The organism is Synechococcus sp. H55.8 (genome assembly GCF_047462375.1).
Classification (GTDB): domain Bacteria; phylum Cyanobacteriota; class Cyanobacteriia; order Thermostichales; family Thermostichaceae; genus Thermostichus.
In genome coordinates this window covers 1-20479 of sequence record NZ_JANSJC010000024.1, presented here as the reverse complement: position 1 = coordinate 20479, position 20479 = coordinate 1, and the positions used below count along the sequence as shown (strand labels likewise).

Genomic DNA, 20479 nt, shown 5'->3' with positions numbered 1-20479 from the left:
TGACCTTTTCCCTCGCCAAAGGGCCAGCCTATGCTGGGTTAGGGCGGCCCCGGTTACCTGTTGCCGGGAAAACACCAGAACACCTGGCGTTCGCGTTAGCCGTGCGCTTTCTATGAACCAGTCCATTCGAATTGTCCAAGGGATCCATCACCTGCACTTCTACCTTTGGGATCTGCCCCGTTGGCGGGAACACTTTTGTCGGGTTTGGGGCTTCCGACTGGAAAGCGAGGCCGGCAACACCCTGGATCTGCGGCAGGGATCCCTGCGCGTGCGCCTGTCTCAGCCGGCACGGGCGGGGGACGAGGTGGATCGCCATTTGCAGCAGCATTCGCCGGGGGTGGTGGATGTGGCTTTGGCGGTGGGGGAGCAGGAGCTACCGGCCTTGGCGGAGCTGTTGCGGGGGCGAGGCGCCCCAGTGGAATGGATCCCGGCAGCAGCGGCGCTCTGCCTCCACACCCCCTACGGGATCCGGCATTCTCTCGTCCCCGGCCCCTCCAACGTCACCCCTGCGGAAGCAGGCCTGTTCTCCCATTGGGATCACGTGGTGTTGAACGTGGAGCAGGGATCCCTGCAGGCGGCAGCCGACTGGTATGGCCAGGTGCTGGGCTGGCGGCATCTGTACCGTTACAGCATCCACACCGACACCTCTGGCCTGGAAAGCGTGGTGGTAGGGGATCCAGAAGCCGGGATCCAATGGGCCATCAACGAACCCACCTGCGCCGCTTCTCAGATTCAGGAGTTTTTGGATGCCCATGGTGGCCCGGGCATTCAGCACGCGGCGCTGCACAGCCCGGATATCGTTGCCAGCCTGCGGCGGTTGCGGCAGGGGGGAGTGGACTTTTTGCAGGTGCCGCCGCAGTACTACACCAGCCTGGAAAGGGAGTTGGGGTTGGCGCTCCGTTCCGCCCTTGGACAGGCCATCTCCTGGCAAGACCTGGTGGAGCAGCAGATCCTTCTGGATGCCACCCTGCCCGCCTCTGATGGCCAGGATCGTCCCCTTCTGCTGCAAACATTTACCCAACCTCTATTTGGCCGGCCCACCTTTTTCTTTGAAGTCATTCAACGGCTAGGCCGGGCCACGGGCTTTGGAGAGGCCAATTTTCAAGCCCTGTTCGAGGCCCTGGAGCGGCAACAGCGGCAGCGACAACAGCTATGACCAGCCAAGCCAATCTTGACCTCTCCAGACAAGATCGAGGCGGCCCCTACTGCTCGGCCCCCACCCCCCCTTGGCATAGCCGTACAATCGAGAAATCCCTGAAGACAGGCAACCCTCTTTCCTGCCCATGACAGCTTCTGCTGCGGCAACTGCCGATTCCGACTTGCAGACCTTGGCCGATTGGCTAGAAGGCTACTACAGCAACCGCGCCCAAGCCATGGCAGAACCGGTGTGGTTTGTGCCGGTCAGCCTCTGGTACGTGCGCCTACCCCGCTTGTTTTCAGAGGGGATCGGCTTTTTTACCGAGCAATTTAACGAGCACACGCCGGGCCGGTTTTACCGCAGCCGAGTGCTGCAGTTGTTGGCGGATCCCTTGCGGATCGAGAACTACAAGTTGCGGGATCAAGCGGCTTGGGCAGGCGCCTCTCAGGATCCGCAGCGCTTGGCGCAGCTTTCTCTGGCAGACCTGGAGCATTTGCCCGGCTGCCGCATTTTGGTGGAAAAACGTCCCAACTGCTTTCATGGCCAGATGCTGCCGGGCGGCGGCTGCCGTCTCAACCCCGGTGACAGCACCTACATCCACATCGAGTTTGACCTCACAGCCCAGGAATTCATCACCTGGGATCGCGGCTTTGACGCCACCACCGGTCAGCAAACCTGGGGATCCCGCGCCGGCCCCTACCGCTACCAGAAAGGGATCCCTCCTCGCCCTTGGGGAGAGGGGAACAGGGGGTGAAGGCCAGATCAAAGGCTATGGGAACAAAAAAGGAAACAGGTCGCGCAACCCTTTGCGCAGCCTGAGCAAAAAGATCAGCCGCTCCACCTCTGGAGAAACAGATCCGGTTTCGGGCCGGGCCCCCAGCGCTGCTTGGAGTTGCAGAGCTTCGCCGGCGGTGAGGGGCTGATTATCGACCGGAGAGCGAGCCTGCAAATCTGGCTGAGCCCGCAGCACCTCCTCAGGGAGCTCAGAAGCCGGGGGCAAAGCCAAAGCTGGATAGGGGGGATACAGCAGGAACACCAGCAGACCGGCCCATCCACTGCTCCTTCTGACCCAATGCTTTCGGTTCACTGGATGCCAATCTCCCGGTTCACTCCGCTTGATTCGGAATCTTGCCCAGGTCTTCTTTTTGCGGCGAGCCAAAATCCCCCTTAGCTGGCCATGGCTTCCGAGCGCTCTTGGATCACCCGGTCGACAATTCCATAAGCCTGGGCTTCCGTGGCCGAGAGGTAAAAGTCTCGCTCCACATCCCGCTCGATTTTCTCCAGCGGTTGGCCGGTGGTTTGCGCCAAGATCTCATTCATGCGCCGTTTGACCCGCAGAGTTTCGCGGGCGCGAATTTCGATATCGCTGGCCTGGCCTTGGATCGTGCCCAGAGAAGGCTGGTGCAGCATGATGCGGGAGTGGGGCAGGGCAAAGCGTTTTCCCTTGGTGCCGGCAGCCAGCAAAAAGGCCGCCATCGAGGCTGCCTGGCCCACGCAAACGGTTACGATGTCCGGCTTGATGTGGTTCATGGTGTCGTAGATGGCCATGCCCGCCGTCACAGAGCCGCCCGGAGAGTTGATGTACATCACAATATCCTTTTGGGGATCTTGGGAGTTGAGGTAGAGCATCACCCCCACGATAGTATTGGCCAAATTGTCATCGATGGGCTCGCCAATAAACAAGATCCGCTCTTGGTAGAGGCGGTCGTCGAGGCTGATCCACTGGCTGTAGGGCTCACCGGGCAGACGGTAGGGAACGCGGGGCACTCCAATCGGCATAAGTTTCTCCTGGCAAAGTATGCAGCACGGAACACTACACAGAACGACGCGCTTGCAAGATTTCTTCCACGCTCAAATCTAGCTGGGGCAAAACCGAGGCAACAATGCGTTCAGGGCCGGTTTTAACCTCGTCTTCGTATTCCCCACCAACCCAGCGCAACACGGAAACCGACTGCTTAGCGGGATCCCCAATCCAGTATTCCGGGATCCCACCGGCAGCACAGTCTTTGCGCTTGTCTTGATAATCGCGTTTTTCATAAGGCCAGTTCGTGAGGCGTAGGTACCCCTCCGCCGTTAAAGGCTGTGCAGGGACTTGAACCATCGACGGAGCCCTCTGTTTTAATTTTTGGCTGTTGCCAACTTCGGCAAGACTTTGGAGCTGGTCAACACCTGGTCGATGAGGCCGTAGGCTTTGGCCTCTTCCGGAGTCATGAAAAACAGCCGCTCCGTGTCCTTCTTGATGCGCTCCAGAGGCTGGCCCGTGCTGCGAGACAATTCCTCCAGCATCATGTTGCGCAGGGTCAAGATCTCGCGGGTGCGAATTTCAATATCGCTGGCCTGTCCGCGAGTGCCACCGTAGGGCTGATGCAGCACGATCGTGGCATTGGGCAAGCTGGCCCGGAACCCTTTGGCGCCCGCCGCCAACAACATGGCTGCCATACCGATGGCATTGCCAATGCAGATGGTATGCACCGGCGGCTTGATGTAGTTCATCGTATCCAAAATGGCAAACGCTGCCGTGTCGTAGCTGTAGGTGCCCGTCGAGTTGATGTACATCTTGATCGGCTTTTCCCGATCCTCGTACTGCAAATACAGCAGTTGTTCCACAATCAGCTTGGTGACGTTGGCATTCGACTCCTCTGCTAGGGGCAGGCCCAGGTAGACAATGCGCTCCTGCAACAGCAGCGAGGCCAAATCGGGAGGCGGAGTCCGAACCGGAGCGCCGCCATAGTAGTAGTAGGTCGATTGCACCATGCCAAAGTTCTCCTACGGCCAATCCCTTGACTCTAAAGACAACTGCCTAGAACAGCAACACAGACGAAGGATAAGAGCAAGGGATCCGAGAACAGCAGCGGATCCCTTGTCTTCCTAGCAACCAGAACCTGAAGGGGAGACACAGATGCCCCGCCGCAGCTTTACTCCGCTCCCTGCGGCAAGAGAACCCGCTCCGGCTGCGTGACCAGCACCTTGGGCTTGCGCTCCTCGTCCACATCGATGAGGACTTCCGAGCCCTCTTTGACGTGGCCGGTCAAGATCTCTTCCGCCAAGATGTCTTCCAACAGGCGCTGAATAGCACGGCGCAGCGGACGCGCCCCATAGCTGGGGTTGTAGCCCTCCTCCACCACCAAGTCTTTGAAGCGATCGCTGACCGTGAGGCGGATTTTCTTCTCCGTCATGCGGTCGAACACTTCCTTGAGCAGGATGTCGGCAATCTGCTTCACCTCGTCCTTGGTCAGTTGCCGGAAGACAATGATCTCGTCCACCCGATTGAGGAACTCAGGCCGGAAGTACTGCTTCAGCTCTTCGTTTACCAGGTTGCGGATGCGGTTGTAGTTTGCATCTTCGTCGTTGGTGTTGAACTCGAAGCCGAGGCTGCCGCCGCCCTTCTCGATCACCTTCGAGCCGATGTTAGAGGTCATCACGATCAGGGTGTTCTTGAAGTCCACCGTGCGGCCCTTGGCGTCGGTCAGGCGGCCATCTTCCAGAATCTGCAGCAGCAGGTTGAACACATCCGGGTGGGCCTTCTCGATCTCGTCGAAGAGCACCACCGTGTAGGGACGGCGCCGCACCGCTTCCGTGAGCTGGCCCCCCTCGTTGTAGCCGACATATCCGGGCGGGGATCCGATCAGCTTGCTGACCGTGTGCCGCTCCATGTACTCCGACATGTCGAGGCGGATCATGGCCGACTCGGAGCCGAAGAAGTAGGCCGCCAGGGCCTTGGTCAGCTCGGTTTTGCCCACCCCCGTCGGGCCGGAGAAGATGAAGCTGGCGATGGGGCGGTTGGGGTTTTTCAGCCCCACGCGAGCGCGACGAATGGCACGGGAAATGGCCCGCACCGCCTCATCTTGGCCGATGATGCGCTGGTGCAGGGTTTCCTCCATGTGCAGCAGCTTCTCCGACTCGCTCTCGGTCAGCTTGGCCACCGGCACCCCTGTCCAGGCGCTCACCACCTGGGCGATGTCCTCTTCGGTGACCTCCGGCATCTCCTCGCGGCTGCTTTCCTCAGCCTTCTTGGCAGCAGCAATGGCGCGGATCTGCTGCTTGATCTCCATCTCCCGATCCCGCAGCTCACCGGCCCTGTCGAAGTCTTGGGCCCGCACCGCGGCATCCTTCTCCTTGAGCACCCGCCGCAGCTCCTGATCCAGCTCCCGCGCCGCCGGCGGCAGTTGCGAGTTGATCAGGCGCACCCGTGAAGCCGCCTCGTCGATGAGGTCGATGGCCTTGTCCGGCAGGAAGCGGTCGGAGATGTACTGGTCGGCCAGCTTGGCCGCCGCATCCAAAGCCGCATCGGAGATCTTCAGCTTGTGGTGTTGCTCGTAGCGCTCCCGCAGACCAAACAGGATCTCGATCGTCTCTGAAACGCTCGGCTCGCCCACCATAATCGGCTGGAAGCGACGCTCCAGAGCGGCATCTCGCTCGATGTGCTTGCGATACTCATCCAGCGTGGTGGCGCCGATGCACTGCAGTTCGCCGCGGGCCAGGGCGGGCTTGAGAATGTTGGCAGCATCGATGGCCCCTTCGGCAGCCCCGGCCCCGATGAGGGTATGCACCTCGTCGATGACTAGGATGATGTTGCCGGCGTTGCGGATCTCATCCATGATTTTCTTGAGGCGCTCCTCAAACTCGCCGCGGTACTTGGTGCCGGCCACCAACAGGCCGATATCCAAGCTGATCACTCGCTTGTCGGCCAAGATATCGGGCACATCCCCCTGCACAATGCGCTGGGCCAGACCTTCGGCAATGGCGGTCTTGCCGACGCCCGGCTCGCCGATGAGGACGGGGTTGTTCTTGGTGCGGCGGCCCAAGATCTGGATCACCCGCTCGATTTCCCGCGTCCGACCCACCACCGGATCCAGCTTGCCCTCTTGGGCCAATTGGGTGAGGTTGGAGCCGAATTCGTCCAGGGTTGGCGTTTTGGTGCGGCTGGAAGACCCACCCCCTGCCGTCACTTCGGCGGTCTCGCCCAACATGCGGATCACCTGGGTGCGCACCTTGGACAGATCCACCCCCAGGTTTTCCAGAACGCGGGCGGCTACCCCTTCCCCTTCGCGGATCAGGCCCAGGAGCAGGTGCTCAGTGCCGATGTAGTTGTGGCCGAGCTGGCGAGCTTCCTCTAAGGAGAGCTCCAGCACTCGCTTGGCGCGGGGAGTGAAAGGGATCTCGACAGCCACAAAGCCGGATCCCCGGCCAATAATTTTCTCGACTTCAATGCGGGCGTCCTTCAAGTTCACTCCCATGGACTTGAGAACTTTGGCGGCGACCCCAGTGCCCTCGCCGATTAACCCCAACAAGATTTGCTCGGTGCCAACGAAATTGTGACCTAACCGTCTGGCCTCCTCCTGGGCCAGCATGATCACCTTGATGGCTTTTTCTGTAAAGCGTTCAAACATGATCCTCGGGCTCCCTACGCCTGCATCAAGGCGGACTTGATAGGCCTAATCCTAACACAGGATTCAGGCCAACTAAGGTAGGGTAAATACCCCAGACGAAAAATCATCTGGGATCGTGACGCGCCTGGAGAGATTTGAACTCCCGACACCGTGGTCCGTAGCCACGTGCTCTAGTCCACTGAGCTACAGGCGCAAGCTATCTACCTACAGGAAAAGCAAAACAGCCACGGTTGAAGACCTGTCTCTCCTCTTCAGAGATGGACGCCTATCAGTGTGGCTTAGGTATTCTAGCACAAGAGCGTTTTTGGGAAAGTCCAAGGGGGGTGTAGATATCCGCCAAGGTTCAACAATGCCCTGGCCAGGAGCGCAGAACTTCTCCCCCCACCTCGAGGCCGGCTTGGGAGCTGCTGGCCGTGAGCACCTGGATCCAGACTTGGCCGTTGCGCCGCCACAGGCGGGTTTGTAGATGCCCGGCCAAGGTGTCGCGGCAGTTGCGCCGCATCCCTTGCGGGCCAGGGGTGAAGACGGTTTGCCCAGGCTGCCGTGTATGACCTTCTACTTGGATGCACCAGTGGGATCCCTCACCGCGCACCTGCCAGGATCCCCAGGGATCTACCTGCCAGCTTAGCCGCGCTTGGCCGGGCCGCCATTCCAAAAAAGGCTGGGATCCCCACCCATGCAAGCTGATTAAGGCGACTTCTTCGGGGCGGGTGAGCACCTGTCGCTCGGCTCCGGCGCAGGTGAGGCTGAGGCCGGGATGGTCGGGAAAGGCGTTGCACTGGATCCAAAACCAGCGACGAGGGAAGCTCTGCCCCCAGTTTTTTTCGGCGTAGGCGGGGGCCTGCTCGAATGCGTAGCGCCTGCCCCGCCACTCCACCCAGCCGCTGGCCAGGCCGTGGCTCATCAGGATCTGCCAGCCCGGCTCAAAGATGGGCAGATAAGACCAGGCTCCCATGGTGGCCCGCGGCGGGATCCCATAGGCGCAGCAGGGTTGGATGCGATAGAGCCAGCGAACCGGCTCGGCCCGGGTGGGATCTGGCAGGATCCCTTGGTTGAGGTGGGCGCTGTATTGGTAGCCGCTGGCGGTGCGCTGGAAAAAGGTGAGGGGCTCCTGCAGCCCTCGCCAGCTCTCGCCTGGCCCGCCGGAGTGCCCCAAGGCCAGATGCCGCCAACTGGCCCAGAAGCGCTGCGGGTTGGGGAAGGTGCGCCACTGCAGCTCCTCGTCCGGCCCCAACACCTGCGCCATGCCTCCTCGCCTGGGATCGATGGCGTACATGAAGGCAAAGCTAAGGGGCGGATCCCCGGGCAAGGTGACACGGCTGTACCAACCTTCAAAAAACGGCTCGGCACAACCGTCCCAGTGATAGCCGGCATGGGGCAGGGATCCCCCATCCGTTGAGCCGTTTTGCTTAAAGCCCTCTGCCACCGGAGAGCAACTCCTTCGAGAATCGCCAAAAGATAGGGAAAAACCTATAGATACCAAAAGAATAATTGTATTGTTTCTATGCCTGTCTGCTTTTAGGATATCAACCAAGCTGAGATTTAAGGATTTCTTTACGAGGGGAATCCGTCGGTCTAGCGGCTTGAACTGGAAAGGTTTTTCTTGGCGCTCACATATTCTGTCAAAGATGAGGTGATCATGACATCACGTCGCAGCTTTTTATTGTCCGCGGGTGCAGCCACAGTGGGTGGGCTTGTGAGTGGCAGCCTAGCACGGGCCAGTACGGGCTACTGGGTTGCTCAAGCCAGCGGCCCGGAAACCCCCAACCTCAGGCTGGGTTTTATTCCGATTGTGGAATCTGCCCCTCTGATCATCGCCAAGGAGAAGGGCTTTTTCGCCAAGCACGGCATGACCGGCGTAGAGGTGTTGAAGCAGGCCAGTTGGCCGGCAGCCCGCGACAACGTGGTGATCGGCTCGGCGGGTGGGGGCATTGACGGCGGCCAGTGGCAGATGCCGATGCCCCATATGATCCACATCGGCGCCATCACCAACAACCAGCCGGTGCGCATGGCGGTTCTGTGCCAGTTGATCACCCAAGGCAACGGGATTGCCATTGCCGGAATGCATGCGGGCAAGGGCTTGGGGCTGGATGTTTCCGGAGCCGCAGACTACATCAAAAATTTCAGCGCCAGCAACGGACGCAAATTCAAGGCCGCCCATACCTTCCCCAACGTCAATCAAGATTTTTGGATCCGCTACTGGCTGGCTGCTGGGGGGATAGATCCGGATCAAGACATCGACCTGTTGGCGGTACCCTCTGCCGAGACGGTGCAGGGGATGCGCAATGGCACCATGGATGCTTTTAGCACCGGGGATCCCTGGCCCTACCGGATTGTGGCCGATAAAATCGGCTTCATGGCGGCCCTCACCCAGCAGATTTGGCCTTTTCACCCTGAAGAATACTTGGCCATTCGCGCCGACTGGGTGGAGAAAAACCCCAAGGCCACGCAGGCCACTTTGATGGCGGTCATGGAAGCGCAGCAATGGTGCGACGATCCGGCCAACCGTGAAGAGCTGGTGCGCATCCTTTCGGGGCGTGCTTATCTAAATGTGCCGGTCGAGGTTCTCACGCCTCCTTTTCAGGGCAAGTACGAATTGGGAGACGGCAAGCCGGCTGTTCAAGATTTCAGCGCCGGGCCTCTGTACTGGGAAGATGGGCGGGGCAGCGTCTCCTATCCCTACAAGAGCCATGACCTGTGGTTCTTGACGGAATCGCTGCGTTGGGGCTTCCACGCTCGCTTCCTCAAGGATCTGGATACTGCCCGCCGTCTGGTGGATGAGGTCAACCGCGAAGATCTCTGGCGCGAGGCCGCCCAGGCTTTGGGGGTGAAGAACATTCCCAGCAACACTTCGCGAGGAACGGAGCGTTTCTTCGATGGGGTGGTGTTTGACCCTCAAGATCCCCAGGCCTACTTGAACAGCCTGAAAATCAAGAGGGCCTAGTATTGACTCCAGCCACCACAGACGTGTTTCTCGCAAGACAGGGATCCTCCCTATTTACAGGATCCCATCGAGTGAGAAAAAGCTGAGCCGAGCTTTCTGCTCACATCGAGTTGATAGAAACTGTCAGCCTTGCGCTTTTTGAAAAGCTTTGAATTCTATGTTGAGGATCGGCTATGTTAGCTCTACTTCACGTTCCGCGGGAATACTCCAGGGATCCCTGCTTCGAGAGACCGGCTCAGCCCCAATGGGACAAGCTCATCCTCTCGATAGCGATGGGGGCACTGATTTTACTGATTGTTGTGAGAGTTTTGTCGAGCTTGCAGTCCTTGTGTTTGCCCGTCCAAGGAAAAGGCAAGTCTGATCCAAGTTCGTGCTCTGTTGCCAGCACTCTGTAGAACCCCTCGGTCGAGATGTTCTGGGGGCGCAGCAACGGAGAACTGTGTAAAACCCTATCCTCTCTAGGAGCCATGACGACGACACTTTCTTCTCCGGCAAAGTCTTCGACGGCCAAGTTTGACTTTGCCAAGTATCGGGATCAGATCCTCCCTCCCGTGGTTGGCATTGCGGGATTTTTGTTGATCTGGCAACTTTTGTCCAGCGCCAACCTGATCCGGCTGCCGGGGCCATGGGATATTTGGATGGATGAGCGCAGCCGTTATCTAATCCTGCATCCTCTGTATCGCAACAGCGACCTCGACCAAGGGCTGCTGTGGCAAACTTTGGCCAGCCTGCAAAGGGTTGCCATCGGCTACTGCAGCGCCGCCTTGGCGGGCATTGCCCTGGGGATCTTGGTGGGCAGCAGCGTGTGGATCAACCGCGCTTTGGATCCCCTCTTCCAATTTTTGCGCATGGTGGCTCCCTTGGCCTGGGTGCCCATCTCCTTGGCGGCTTTGCAGCGCAATGAGCCGGCTGCCCTGTTTGTTATTTTCATCACCTCGATCTGGCCCATTTTGATCAACACAGCGGTGGGGGTGAGGCAGATCCCGGAAGACTACATCAACGTTTCTAGAGTGCTGAGGCTTTCCAAGATAGACTTCTTTTTTAAGGTGCTGTTGCCCTCTGCTTTGCCCTACATGTTCACAGGTTTGCGGGTTGGCATCGGCCTCTCCTGGCTGGCGATTATTGCTGCAGAAATTGTCATGTCTGGCGTGCCAGGGATCGGCTTTTTTATCTGGGATGCCTACCAGCAGAATTATGTAACTGAGATCATCGTTGCTGTCATCTACATTGGGGCGGTGGGCTTGCTTTTGGATCGGCTGGTGGCTGCCCTGCAAAACAAAATAGCCAATCGCTAGCCCCGTTTGCAGATCTTTTCACTGCATGTCCATCCAATTGAGTTGGGATCCCTCTTCCATTGTCTTTGAGTGTTTGCTCCAATCCGCTCTTCAAAAAGAGTAGAATTGAGGTCTGGGATCCGAGTTGCCGAGCAAATTGAGAGTATCTACAGGTGGGGAGGTCTTCTGTGTCTGTACTGGTCAGTGTAGAGCAAGTGGAAAAAGCGTTTGGTCTGCCTGGGGGCCAAGAATATCTTGCTCTCCAAGGGATCGATCTCCAAATTCACCGCGGGGAGTTTGTCTCCTTAATCGGCCACTCCGGCTGCGGCAAGTCCACCCTGTTGAACATGGTGGCGGGGTTGTCTTTACCTACCGGAGGGATCGTGGCTTTGGATGGACACACCATCACCGTTCCCGGCCCCGATCGCATGGTGGTGTTTCAGAATTACTCCCTTTTGCCTTGGCTAACGGTTCGGCAAAACATTGCCCTGGCCGTAGACGCTGTGCTGAAAAACTACTCCCCAGCAGAGCGTCAGCAGATTGTCGAAGAACATATCGATCTGGTTGGTTTGCGGCAGGCGGCGGATAAGTTCCCAGCGCAACTCTCAGGGGGCATGAAGCAGCGGGTAGCCATCGCTCGCGCTTTGGCGGTAAGGCCCAAGGTGTTGTTGTTGGACGAGCCCTTTGGCGCTTTGGATGCCCTTACACGGGGGAATCTGCAGGAGCAGTTGATGCGCATCTGCGAAGAACATCACGTGACTACCCTTATGGTTACCCACGATGTGGATGAAGCCGTCCTGCTCTCGGATCGGGTGGTGATGCTGACCAACGGGCCGGGATCCCGAATTGGCAATATTTTAACCATCGATATTCCCCGCCCCCGCCGCCGGTTGGAGGTGGTCAATCACCCCAGCTACTACAGCTATCGCAGCGAGATCATCTACTTTTTGAACCAGCAAAAACGGATCAAGCAGTGGCGGGCCCGCCGCAGCACCGTGGTGGCCAGGCACGGTTTGGAAAAGATCAACTTGGAGATTGGCTTTGTGCCCCTGACCGCCTGCGCCCCGCTGGCGGTGGCCAAAGAAAAGGGGTTTTTTGCCAAACACGGCCTGGAAGAAGTCAATCTGGTGCGGGAAACCAGTTGGCGAGGGATCCAAGACGGCATCCAGGGAGGTTACTTGGATGCGGCCCAAATGCCCGCCGGCATGCCGGTGTGGATGTCTCTGGGCGGCGGGGACAATCCGCCTCAGCCGGTGGTGACTGCCCTTACCTTGACCCGCAACGGCAATGCCATTACCCTGCACAGGCGCTTCTACGAGCAAGGGATCCACACGCTGAGCCAGTTGAGGGCTTACATCTTAGATAGCCCCAGCCGTCGGCTGACCTTTGGGGTGGTGCATCCCAGCTCCATGCACAACTTGCTGCTGCGCTATTGGCTGGCAGCCGGCGGGATCCACCCGGATCACGATGTTGTGCTGAAAACCCTGCCCCCGGCCCAGATGGTGGCCAACCTAACAGCCGGCAACATCGACGGCTACTGTGTAGGAGAGCCTTGGAACTTGCGGGCCGCTCTGGAGGGCAGCGGCTTTACGGTGGCTACAGATTTGGAGATTTGGCTGGGCCACCCCGGCAAAGTGTTGGGGGTGCGCGAAGAGTGGGCCAGGGCCTATCCCAACACCCACATTGCCCTGGTGAAAGCGTTGCTGGAAGCCTGTCGCTACTGTGAAGATCCGGCCCACCACGACGAGATTCGCGAGCTGCTCAGCCGCCGCGCCTACCTGAGCACTGATCCTTCCTACATTCACCTGGGGGATCCCCAGCGCCTGCTCTGTGACCTAGACATGCCAATGCGGGAATATGCCCACCACCGCTTCTTTCTGGGCGCCGGCAACCGTCCCAGCCGCACCGAGCATCTGTGGATGATGACGCAAATGGCCCGCTGGGGGGATCTGCCCTTCCCGCGCAACTGGGTAGAGATCGTGGAGCGGGTGTGTCAGGTGGGAGTCTTCAGTACGGCGGCCCGCGAGCTGGGGCTGGATGTGTCTTACCAACGCCAGCCCATTCAATTGTTCGACGGGATCCCTTTTAATGGTGAGGATCCCTTGGCTTACCTCAACAGTCTGGCAATTAAGCACGACATTTACGTGGCCGAGGTTGCTTGGGATCGTCGTCCCGTGTTGCTCTAGAGATCTCCTTGGCAAAAGCACGTTCCCAGTTGTGAGAAAACGATGAATTGGAGCACCCCACGATGACTGCCCTCTTGACAACCTCTACCCCAGTAGCCACAGCCGCAGAGCCCTACTTAACCCTTGAGAATGTCAGCAAGACTTACCCAACTCCTAAGGGGGAGTATCCCGTATTGCGCGATATCAACCTCAGCGTCTGTGAAGGAGAATTTGTTTGCATCGTTGGGCATTCTGGCTGTGGCAAAACCACCCTGCTGAATATGGTTTCTGGCTTTACCCAGCCCACCGGCGGCTCGGTAAAGCTCAAAGGCCAGCCGATTACAGCTCCTGGGCCAGATCGCATGGTGGTGTTTCAAGGGTATGCCTTGTTGCCCTGGCTCACAGTTTATGAAAATGTTTACTTGGCTGTTCAGGCGGTGTTTCCCCAAAAGAGCCAGTCAGAAAAGCATCAAATTGTAGAAGAACACCTGAATCTGGTGGGGCTGGGGGAAGCAGCCCAGAAATATCCCCCGCAAATTTCCGGAGGGATGAAACAGCGGGTGGCCATTGCCCGTGCCTTGGCAATCCGCCCAGCAGTGCTGATTTTGGATGAACCCTTTGGGGCTTTGGATGCCATCACCAAAGAAGAACTTCAGGAGGAGCTGTTGCGCATTTGGGAGGAACATCGCTGTACAGTTTTGATGATTACCCATGACATTGACGAGGCACTGTTTTTGGCCGACCGTTTGGTCTTGATGACCAATGGCCCTGCGGCCACCATCGGGCAAATCATCTCTATTCCCTTCCCGCGTCCTCGCGACCGCGAGCGAATTTTGGAGGATCCACAGTACTATCGCCTGCGCAACTCTGTCCTCAGCTACCTCTACGGTCGTGAGGCCAACCCTGAAGCGGCTAACTAAGAGCTGCAAACCCCAGCTGGAACTCCTGCCCTTATCCTGCTGAGCCGACCAAGCTGCGCACGGCCTGCAGCAGCTCAGCAGGAAGTGGAGAGCCGGGATCCCAGCACAGCTCCAGTTGGTTGGGATCCCTGGGCAGATCTTCCTGGCAGGGGCCCGTGTGCAGGACGGCCACACACCGCAGGTTGCCCCGATCCCGACAAAACTCATGCCAGAGGGGAATGGCCGCCGGATCCCGGCTGACCAAGAGGTAATGGGAGCAGGCTTCCAGGATCGGCTGCTTGTGGGGATCCACCTTGCCGCCCACATCCACGATCACCAAGCTTTTTTGTTGGCGCAGGGCGAGGATGGCCTGGGCGTGGAAGCTGAAAAATTCAGGGGTCAAACGTCCCCGGTAGCGGTGCTTGAGGATTTTGGCTTCTTCCGGCGGCAGATCCAACGTCCAATTTCCTTCCCCATCCCAGTGGGCCCGCTGTAGATAAACGTTGGGATCCTGGGGCAGCAGGGCCTCGAAAAGAGCGCGGGCCAGGCGGCTTTTACCGCTATCCGGAGGGCCCACCACCATCACTGCCGCCGCCAATTCTGAGCCTGGCCTGCCCTGCACCCAGGGGATGATCTCGCCCACCTGCACGTCTGGGCTGTGGCTGGAGACCACCACTGCCCCCAGGCGCGGGTCGTAGCAGGCCACCCAGCGGGTGAAATGGCACTCGTGCACCAACCAGCCGTAGAGCCAAATGGGGGCGCGCCCGCTCAGTACCACTCCCAAGCGGGGGTCGATCCCCCCAGGCAGGCGCAGTTGAGCCAGATCTTCCGGGAAAACCAGCCGATCCGGTCGGGTCAGCTCGATTTCAATGACCTGAAACGATAGCCCGCCAAGATGGGGTTTCTGCGGCCAATGGGCCAGATAGCCAGACCGCAACTGCAGTGCTACAGCAGCCATAGCAATGGGGACGGAACGACAACAGACTGGCTCCAGTATGGAAAAGATTGGAATCGGGAGCTTCCAATTGTTGGCAGAGTAGGGGCGAAGGGATCCGACCTTGGTCTGTGCCTTGCCCTGGAGGGGGGAGATGAACGGAGGGGAGTTGCCTTTGACGGCAGAAGTATTGCGCTGGCTGGCGGGCGGACAGTTGCCAGAGCGCCTGGAGCGGGCGGTGCGTCTGTGGGTGCTGCTCCAGTGCCTCTATGGCGAAAACCGCTGGCCGGATCTGCCGCAGACCTTTGGCTACACCCACCTTCGGGATCGTCTCTTCTCGCCCCACCACCCCAAGCAGGATTTGCCCCACGGGATCGCCTGCCCAGATCCCGGCTGCATTTGCCAGAAGCCCCTGAGCTTTTGGCTAAAGGATCCCGACCTGGTGGCCGCCTTGAAAGCTGAAGTTCCCCATCTGGAGACGCTGCTGGCTAGCCGGCCCTTTTTCAAGACCCACCGCACCCTGCGCAAAGAGCTGGACTACCTGGCCGCCCGGGGCTGGCTGCAGCCAATCGAGGCCAACTCCAAGCGAAGAGATAACTTTCGCTGCCGCGCCGCCGGGGATCGCCCCTCCTTGCCGACGGCTGCCTCGGCCTTGACGTTGTCGGGCGGCCAGCTTGAGCAGATCTACCACGTCCTCAGCGACGTGGCCTTTGTGCATCCCGACGTGCAGGTGTTGCTGGACGATATCTGGAGAGGTCATCAACACCGGCAGCGGCGGCTGTTTGTCTGGTTTGAATACATCCTCTCCGACGAACAGCAGGAGCGGGTGGACGAATACCAAAACCAGCTAGAGGCCTTCTGGACAAAACCGGCGGCAGGGCTGATCCGCTTTGATTACGAAACCCGCCAGCACGGGATCCAAAGGGTTTTCACCTACCCGGTTTGCCTGTTTTATGCCCGCCGCGCCAAGTATTTGGCGGCCTTTGGTCAGCTCCCGCAGGCTGCCGGATCCCTGGGCTGGCACAACTTTCGCCTGGATCGCATTTGCTCGCCTCGCCTGACGGTGGTGCCCTGGTCTGACCCTGCGGTGCCGGCAGAGCTAGTGGCCCGCCAGAAGCAGGGGAACCTGCCCACCCCCGAAGCGGTGCAAGCGGCCTGGGAAGAGGCCTGGGGATCTGATTTCTATCTGCCCAAGGCGCTCTTGATTTTGCGCTTTGCGCCGGAGTTTGCCCGCCGCTACGTGGACAACACGGTGCGCCACCCCACCTTCCAACCCATTGACTACGAGCGGATCCCGGCTTTGGTACGGCGGGAGGTAGCCGATGCGGGGGAACGGGAAAAGATCCTGCACATTCTTCGGCAGAGGCCGGCCAGCGACCGCTACTTCCGCGCCTATGTGCGGGTGGGAGACACCAACTTCACCATGCGCCTGCGGGATTGGCGGCCCAACGGCGAAGTGATTGCCCCTCTGGCCTACCGGGAACAGATGGCCCAAGAAGCGCAGGCAGAGCTGGGGTTTTACCGGCCCGAGTTGGCCCTCGCCAAACCCGCCTGCCCATGACCACCCTCTATTTAACCGAGCCGGGTACCGTGGTTCACTGCCAGAACCAAAGCTTGCTCATTCGGCGCCGCGGCCAAGAGCAGCTTTGCCGCCTGGCCGAACTAGAGCTAGTGGTGGTACTGCCCGGGATCCAGTTGACCGCCGCCGCTCTGGCCCAACTGCTGGATCGCGGCGTGGAAACGATAGTTGGATCGCGCCGCCACTTACCCAGAGCGGGAAGCCCTGATGGGTCTGGAGGGCCATTGTGCCCGCATCTATTACCAAGCTCTCCAGCACTGCTTCTCGCCCGAGTGGAACTTCAGAGGCCGCAACCGCCAGCCGCCCCTCGACCCGATTAACGCGCTCCTCAGTTGGGGCTACGGGGTGCTGCTGGCACGGGTGTTCCCGGCAGCCGTCATGGCCGGCTTGGATCCCTACCTGGGCTTTTTCCACACCAATTTGCCCTATCGCCCCAACCTAGTGCTGGATCTGATGGAAGAGTTTCGGCCCTTGGTAGTGGATTGGGCCGTAATCCAGCTCATCAAGGCTGGCCTGCTCACCCCGGAAGATTTCGAGCCGTCGCCGGATGGGACAGGCGTATGGCTGGGATCCCTGGCCAAAAAGCTGTTTTTGGGTGAGCTGGAGCGCCGCTTCCGCCAGCCGTTGCTCTATCCTCCCCAGTCGCGTCGCCTAGCCCTGAGCCAAATTGTGCTGGAGCAAGCCCGCTGGCTGGGCCGTTGCCTGGTGAGCGGCAACCTGGAGTACGAAGCAATGGAGCTGCGCTGATGCTGTGGTTGGTTTGCTACGACGTGGTGGACGATAAGCGCCGACACCAGTTGGCCAAGTGCCTGGAGCAGTGCTGCCAGCGAGTGCAACGCTCCGTTTTTGAATGCCCCCTGGACACTGCCGAGCTGGAAGAGAAGCTGGAAAAGTCGTGGCTGCCTCTGCTCAACCTCCAGGAAGATAGCCTGCGGGCCTACCCTCTGGATGCCAGCGCCAAACAACGCACCAAGGTCTTCGGGGGGCCTCCCCCCTACGAGCCGCCGGACTACCTCATTTTTTGAGGTTCTCAGCTCGGCCAAAATTGTAAAGTTTTGTGCGCAATCCGTCGGGGCGAGCCATCGCTAGCTTTTCTTTGCCGGCGCCAGTTTTTAAGAGGGATCTAATAGCTTTTGCCGGGATTGGCGCGAAAATGTAGCATAATGCCCCTAAAAGAGCGAATTCTCCGACTTGCGCTTATTTGCCAAAGCGATGTTAATATCTGTGTCGGGAAGTCTCCGTACTCCCTCGCAAACGCACCTTGAAAACCGCATGAGTTCAGGCTTTTCCGGGGGTAGGGTTGATCCCTACCTTTTCCCCGCAAGGGGACGGAAACGCTGTTTACGTCCCACAAACGATATCGATCCCCTTCCGTTGATCCCTACCTTTTCCCCGCAAGGGGACGGAAACAACGCCCCGTCCGCCTGCTGCCCATTTACCAGCACCACGTTGATCCCTACCTTTTCCCCGCAAGGGGACGGAAACACTGGGTTCATGACATCAGCAGAGAAACATAATCGAGTTGATCCCTACCTTTTCCCCGCAAGGGGACGGAAACGTGTACCGAACTTAAGTACGTTTCCGGCCTGGTCAAGACGTTGATCCCTACCTTTTCCCCGCAAGGGGACGGAAACTAAGGTATTCTTTCCCCTGAATGGCCCTCGCCAACCCCGTTGATCCCTACCTTTTCCCCGCAAGGGGACGGAAACCTGGCGACGGCGCCGGCCACCGGCCTGGAGATCGCCGACGTCGTTGATCCCTACCTTTTCCCCGCAAGGGGACGGAAACCCCTTGGCCAGGACGTAGTGCACGTGGGCCGCCGCTGTTGATCCCTACCTTTTCCCCGCAAGGGGACGGAAACGCAGCTGGGCCACCAGGTCCGCGTCGTCACCGAAAGTTGATCCCTACCTTTTCCCCGCAAGGGGACGGAAACAACCCACCACCTGCACCACCTCCCCCGGCACAAAGCTGGGAGTTGATCCCTACCTTTTCCCCGCAAGGGGACGGAAACGCCGAGTGGCGACAACCCGTGGGCCTGGGCATGAGCAAGGTTGATCCCTACCTTTTCCCCGCAAGGGGACGGAAACGCGGGAACCGACCTGCAGGCTAAACAACACCCGCAGCGTTGATCCCTACCTTTTCCCCGCAAGGGGACGGAAACGCCGCTTTGCGCGCCGCCTTGCGGGCAGCCTTGGCAGGTTGATCCCTACCTTTTCCCCGCAAGGGGACGGAAACCATCACTCTTTCCCGCTACGAGGAAGACGACGAAATCGAGTTGATCCCTACCTTTTCCCCGCAAGGGGACGGAAACGGCCACCGGAGCGAAGCCCTTAAGACATTCTTTCCCCTGGTTGATCCCTACCTTTTCCCCGCAAGGGGACGGAAACCCTTAGGCCGGACTCGCGGATTTAAGCTTACCGCCGACGTTGATCCCTACCTTTTCCCCGCAAGGGGACGGAAACGACGAAACCGACTTCGACCAAACAGTTTAGATAGTACAGTGTTGATCCCTACCTTTTCCCCGCAAGGGGACGGAAACGTTTCCTTCTGAGCCTCTTTGAATAGCCAGGTGACGTTGATCCCTACCTTTTCCCCGCAAGGGGACGGAAACCCTTTTGGCGGCTGCGTATGTCCGCCTGATTTCACGTTGATCCCTACCTTTTCCCCGCAAGGGGACGGAAACCACCCGCAGCACCAACGGAATCGGGCTGATTTCTTGGAGTTGATCCCTACCTTTTCCCCGCAAGGGGACGGAAACCGACTGGTGGCGCCTCGGCCGCAAGCGGAGCCGCTCGGGCTCGTTGATCCCTACCTTTTCCCCGCAAGGGGACGGAAACGCACGGGTAAGTGCTTGAAGATCTCTCCCGCCGACTCCGGTTGATCCCTACCTTTTCCCCGCAAGGGGACGGAAACGGGTGGTGAGGGCCCATTTGTCAGCTACTTTCGCCTTAGGTTGATCCCTACCTTTTCCCCGCAAGGGGACGGAAACGGCTTGGAGTCCAGGCGGCTCAGAAGGCAGATAGGCTGTTGATCCCTACCTTTTCCCCGCAAGGGGACGGAAACCTCTCAGCGACGCCGAATTCGACCAACTGATTGATGTTGATCCCTACCTTTTCCCCGCAAGGGGACGGAAACTTCCCGAGGGCGGGAGAAAAACCTCAAAAGCTCCCAGGTTGATCCCTACCTTTTCCCCGCAAGGGGACGGAAACTGCAGCTGCTTAACTGGTTTCCCCTCAAACAGCCCCGTGGTAGGTTGATCCCTACCTTTTCCCCGCAAGGGGACGGAAACGCTGCTCGGCGGGCCGGGTACCGGTAAGAGCCACACCCTGTTGATCCCTACCTTTTCCCCGCAAGGGGACGGAAACCCTGGAGCGATTCCAAGACAATGTCGTTGCTGCCGGCGTTGATCCCTACCTTTTCCCCGCAAGGGGACGGAAACAGCGGTTCAACTGGTGGAAACAAAATCGGTGTCCAGTGTTGATCCCTACCTTTTCCCCGCAAGGGGACGGAAACCGGGACACAGGCCCATCGGCTGTGTATAGGGTGAGCCGGTTGATCCCTACCTTTTCCCCGCAAGGGGACGGAAACTTGGCACCGCCACCCGCTGAAAGAGGTGTTGCTGCGTTGATCCCTACCTTTTCCCCGCAAGGGGACGGAAACTGCACAGGTGGAGCAAGAGTTTCTCCTTGATGGCAATGTTGATCCCTACCTTTTCCCCGCAAGGGGACGGAAACCCCCATTCACTTGCCGGTGGCAAGTGAATTGTTACCTGGTTGATCCCTACCTTTTCCCCGCAAGGGGACGGAAACATAGAAGGCGTAGTTCGGGGCTTCGCTGCTGTGGCAGATCTCTATTGTTGATCCCTACCTTTTCCCCGCAAGGGGACGGAAACTCCGGGTTTGAGCCGCCCGGTTGAGGCGATCTTTGTTGATCCCTACCTTTTCCCCGCAAGGGGACGGAAACGGAATCCTTTGATGGGTTTATATCCTACCTCACCTTCCCCGAACGTTGATCCCTACCTTTTCCCCGCAAGGGGACGGAAACCACCTCACCGGCCCGTTGCTCCTCAAGTTGCCGACGTTGATCCCTACCTTTTCCCCGCAAGGGGACGGAAACTAGGCACCTTGGGCAAAGACAGTCTCAGGGCTTACGGCTT

16 protein-coding genes, 1 tRNA gene, 1 pseudogene and 1 CRISPR repeat array are annotated in these 20479 nt (G+C 59.1%); of the genes and pseudogenes, 10 read left to right on the top strand and 8 right to left on the bottom strand.

What is annotated here, in order from left to right:
* The first annotated feature begins 112 nt into the window (after positions 1-112).
* Both NW862_RS10345 and NW862_RS10340 read left to right on the top strand, forming a co-directional pair.
* The gene (locus NW862_RS10345; RefSeq protein WP_414349300.1) at positions 113-1156 is read left to right on the top strand and encodes a VOC family protein; all 1044 of its coding nucleotides are present in this window, start codon (positions 113-115) and stop codon (positions 1154-1156) included.
* A 127-nt stretch (positions 1157-1283) separates the two neighbouring features.
* A complete protein-coding gene (locus NW862_RS10340) occupies positions 1284-1892 on the top strand; it encodes a chromophore lyase CpcT/CpeT (RefSeq protein ID WP_414334588.1) in 609 nt (202 codons plus the stop codon).
* Between the two features lie 15 nt (positions 1893-1907).
* Here the strand turns inward: NW862_RS10340 and NW862_RS10335 are convergent, their stop codons facing one another.
* The 7 genes from NW862_RS10335 to NW862_RS10305 all read right to left on the bottom strand — a co-directional run bounded on the left by NW862_RS10335 (position 1908) and on the right by NW862_RS10305 (position 7954).
* Positions 1908-2174 (bottom strand): hypothetical protein, encoded by a 267-nt coding sequence (locus NW862_RS10335; protein WP_414368362.1) that lies wholly within the window; start codon positions 2172-2174, stop codon positions 1908-1910.
* A gap of 131 nt (positions 2175-2305) precedes the next feature.
* Complete coding sequence (locus tag NW862_RS10330; RefSeq protein ID WP_414334591.1) at positions 2306-2917, bottom strand: ATP-dependent Clp protease proteolytic subunit; 612 nt, start codon at positions 2915-2917, stop codon at positions 2306-2308.
* 34 nt (positions 2918-2951) lie between these two features.
* Positions 2952-3239, bottom strand: a complete 288-nt coding sequence (locus tag NW862_RS10325) for a Uma2 family endonuclease (protein WP_414334593.1) — start codon at positions 3237-3239, stop codon at positions 2952-2954.
* A gap of 17 nt (positions 3240-3256) precedes the next feature.
* Positions 3257-3892 (bottom strand): ATP-dependent Clp protease proteolytic subunit, encoded by a 636-nt coding sequence (locus NW862_RS10320; RefSeq protein WP_414334595.1) that lies wholly within the window; start codon positions 3890-3892, stop codon positions 3257-3259.
* Positions 3893-4053: 161 nt separating this feature from the next.
* Positions 4054-6528, bottom strand: a complete 2475-nt coding sequence (locus NW862_RS10315) for an ATP-dependent Clp protease ATP-binding subunit (RefSeq protein WP_414334597.1) — start codon at positions 6526-6528, stop codon at positions 4054-4056.
* Positions 6529-6647: 119 nt separating this feature from the next.
* A tRNA-Arg gene (locus NW862_RS10310) sits at positions 6648-6721 on the bottom strand.
* Between the two features lie 150 nt (positions 6722-6871).
* A complete protein-coding gene (locus NW862_RS10305; RefSeq protein WP_414371384.1) occupies positions 6872-7954 on the bottom strand; it encodes a tocopherol cyclase family protein in 1083 nt (360 codons plus the stop codon).
* Between the two features lie 213 nt (positions 7955-8167).
* Here NW862_RS10305 and NW862_RS10300 point away from each other — a divergent pair, with 213 nt between their 5' ends.
* The 4 genes from NW862_RS10300 (at position 8168) to NW862_RS10285 (ending at position 13831) form a co-directional block, all read left to right on the top strand.
* Entirely contained in the window at positions 8168-9472 is a 1305-nt protein-coding gene (locus NW862_RS10300; protein WP_414334600.1) for a CmpA/NrtA family ABC transporter substrate-binding protein, read from the top strand.
* A gap of 467 nt (positions 9473-9939) precedes the next feature.
* A complete protein-coding gene (gene ntrB / locus NW862_RS10295) occupies positions 9940-10767 on the top strand; it encodes a nitrate ABC transporter permease (RefSeq protein ID WP_414334601.1) in 828 nt (275 codons plus the stop codon).
* 167 nt (positions 10768-10934) lie between these two features.
* Positions 10935-12932 carry a nitrate ABC transporter ATP-binding protein gene (locus tag NW862_RS10290; protein WP_414334603.1) on the top strand — a complete coding sequence of 666 codons (1998 nt, stop codon included), beginning with the start codon at positions 10935-10937 and terminating at the stop codon, positions 12930-12932.
* 62 nt (positions 12933-12994) lie between these two features.
* Complete coding sequence (locus tag NW862_RS10285; protein WP_414349123.1) at positions 12995-13831, top strand: ABC transporter ATP-binding protein; 837 nt, start codon at positions 12995-12997, stop codon at positions 13829-13831.
* Between the two features lie 31 nt (positions 13832-13862).
* Here NW862_RS10285 and crn3 read toward each other — a convergent pair whose 3' ends face one another.
* On the bottom strand, positions 13863-14768 hold the full coding sequence (crn3, locus tag NW862_RS10280) for a CRISPR-associated ring nuclease Crn3/Csx3 (RefSeq protein ID WP_414349121.1): 906 nt from the start codon (positions 14766-14768) through the stop codon (positions 13863-13865).
* Between the two features lie 130 nt (positions 14769-14898).
* Here crn3 and NW862_RS10275 point away from each other — a divergent pair, with 130 nt between their 5' ends.
* From NW862_RS10275 to cas2, 4 genes and pseudogenes are all read left to right on the top strand, one after another.
* Positions 14899-16305, top strand: a complete 1407-nt coding sequence (locus NW862_RS10275; protein ID WP_414427151.1) for a TIGR03985 family CRISPR-associated protein — start codon at positions 14899-14901, stop codon at positions 16303-16305.
* A pseudogene (locus NW862_RS10270) lies at positions 16302-16442 on the top strand (CRISPR-associated endonuclease Cas1); the annotation flags it as partial. The gene NW862_RS10275 and the pseudogene NW862_RS10270, both read left to right, overlap by 4 nt.
* Before the next feature lie 49 nt (positions 16443-16491).
* Positions 16492-17070, top strand: coding sequence for a CRISPR-associated endonuclease Cas1 (cas1, locus tag NW862_RS10265; protein ID WP_414334610.1), 579 nt, complete (start codon positions 16492-16494; stop codon positions 17068-17070).
* Positions 17070-17348 (top strand): CRISPR-associated endonuclease Cas2, encoded by a 279-nt coding sequence (gene cas2 / locus NW862_RS10260; protein ID WP_414334612.1) that lies wholly within the window; start codon positions 17070-17072, stop codon positions 17346-17348. Before cas1 ends, cas2 begins: the two co-directional genes overlap by 1 nt.
* A gap of 274 nt (positions 17349-17622) precedes the next feature.
* A CRISPR array of direct repeats spans positions 17623-20439; the repeat unit is 37 nt; unit sequence GTTGATCCCTACCTTTTCCCCGCAAGGGGACGGAAAC.
* Between the last annotated feature and the right edge of the window lie 40 nt (positions 20440-20479).

What these genes read in the sequence shown, in the direction of transcription:
- NW862_RS10285 (WP_414349123.1), top strand. Translation starts at nt 12,995, where the DNA reads ATGACTGCCCTCTTGACAACCTCTACCCCAGTAGCCACAGCCGCAGAG.
- NW862_RS10275 (WP_414427151.1), top strand. Translation starts at nt 14,899, where the DNA reads ATGAACGGAGGGGAGTTGCCTTTGACGGCAGAAGTATTGCGCTGGCTG.
- NW862_RS10300 (WP_414334600.1), top strand. Translation starts at nt 8,168, where the DNA reads ATGACATCACGTCGCAGCTTTTTATTGTCCGCGGGTGCAGCCACAGTG.
- cas2 (WP_414334612.1), top strand. Translation starts at nt 17,070, where the DNA reads ATGCTGTGGTTGGTTTGCTACGACGTGGTGGACGATAAGCGCCGACAC.
- NW862_RS10330 (WP_414334591.1), bottom strand. Translation starts at nt 2,917, where the DNA reads ATGCCGATTGGAGTGCCCCGCGTTCCCTACCGTCTGCCCGGTGAGCCC.
- NW862_RS10320 (WP_414334595.1), bottom strand. Translation starts at nt 3,892, where the DNA reads ATGGTGCAATCGACCTACTACTACTATGGCGGCGCTCCGGTTCGGACT.
- ntrB (WP_414334601.1), top strand. Translation starts at nt 9,940, where the DNA reads ATGACGACGACACTTTCTTCTCCGGCAAAGTCTTCGACGGCCAAGTTT.
- NW862_RS10340 (WP_414334588.1), top strand. Translation starts at nt 1,284, where the DNA reads ATGACAGCTTCTGCTGCGGCAACTGCCGATTCCGACTTGCAGACCTTG.
- NW862_RS10345 (WP_414349300.1), top strand. Translation starts at nt 113, where the DNA reads ATGAACCAGTCCATTCGAATTGTCCAAGGGATCCATCACCTGCACTTC.
- NW862_RS10325 (WP_414334593.1), bottom strand. Translation starts at nt 3,239, where the DNA reads ATGGTTCAAGTCCCTGCACAGCCTTTAACGGCGGAGGGGTACCTACGC.
- NW862_RS10315 (WP_414334597.1), bottom strand. Translation starts at nt 6,528, where the DNA reads ATGTTTGAACGCTTTACAGAAAAAGCCATCAAGGTGATCATGCTGGCC.
- crn3 (WP_414349121.1), bottom strand. Translation starts at nt 14,768, where the DNA reads ATGGCTGCTGTAGCACTGCAGTTGCGGTCTGGCTATCTGGCCCATTGG.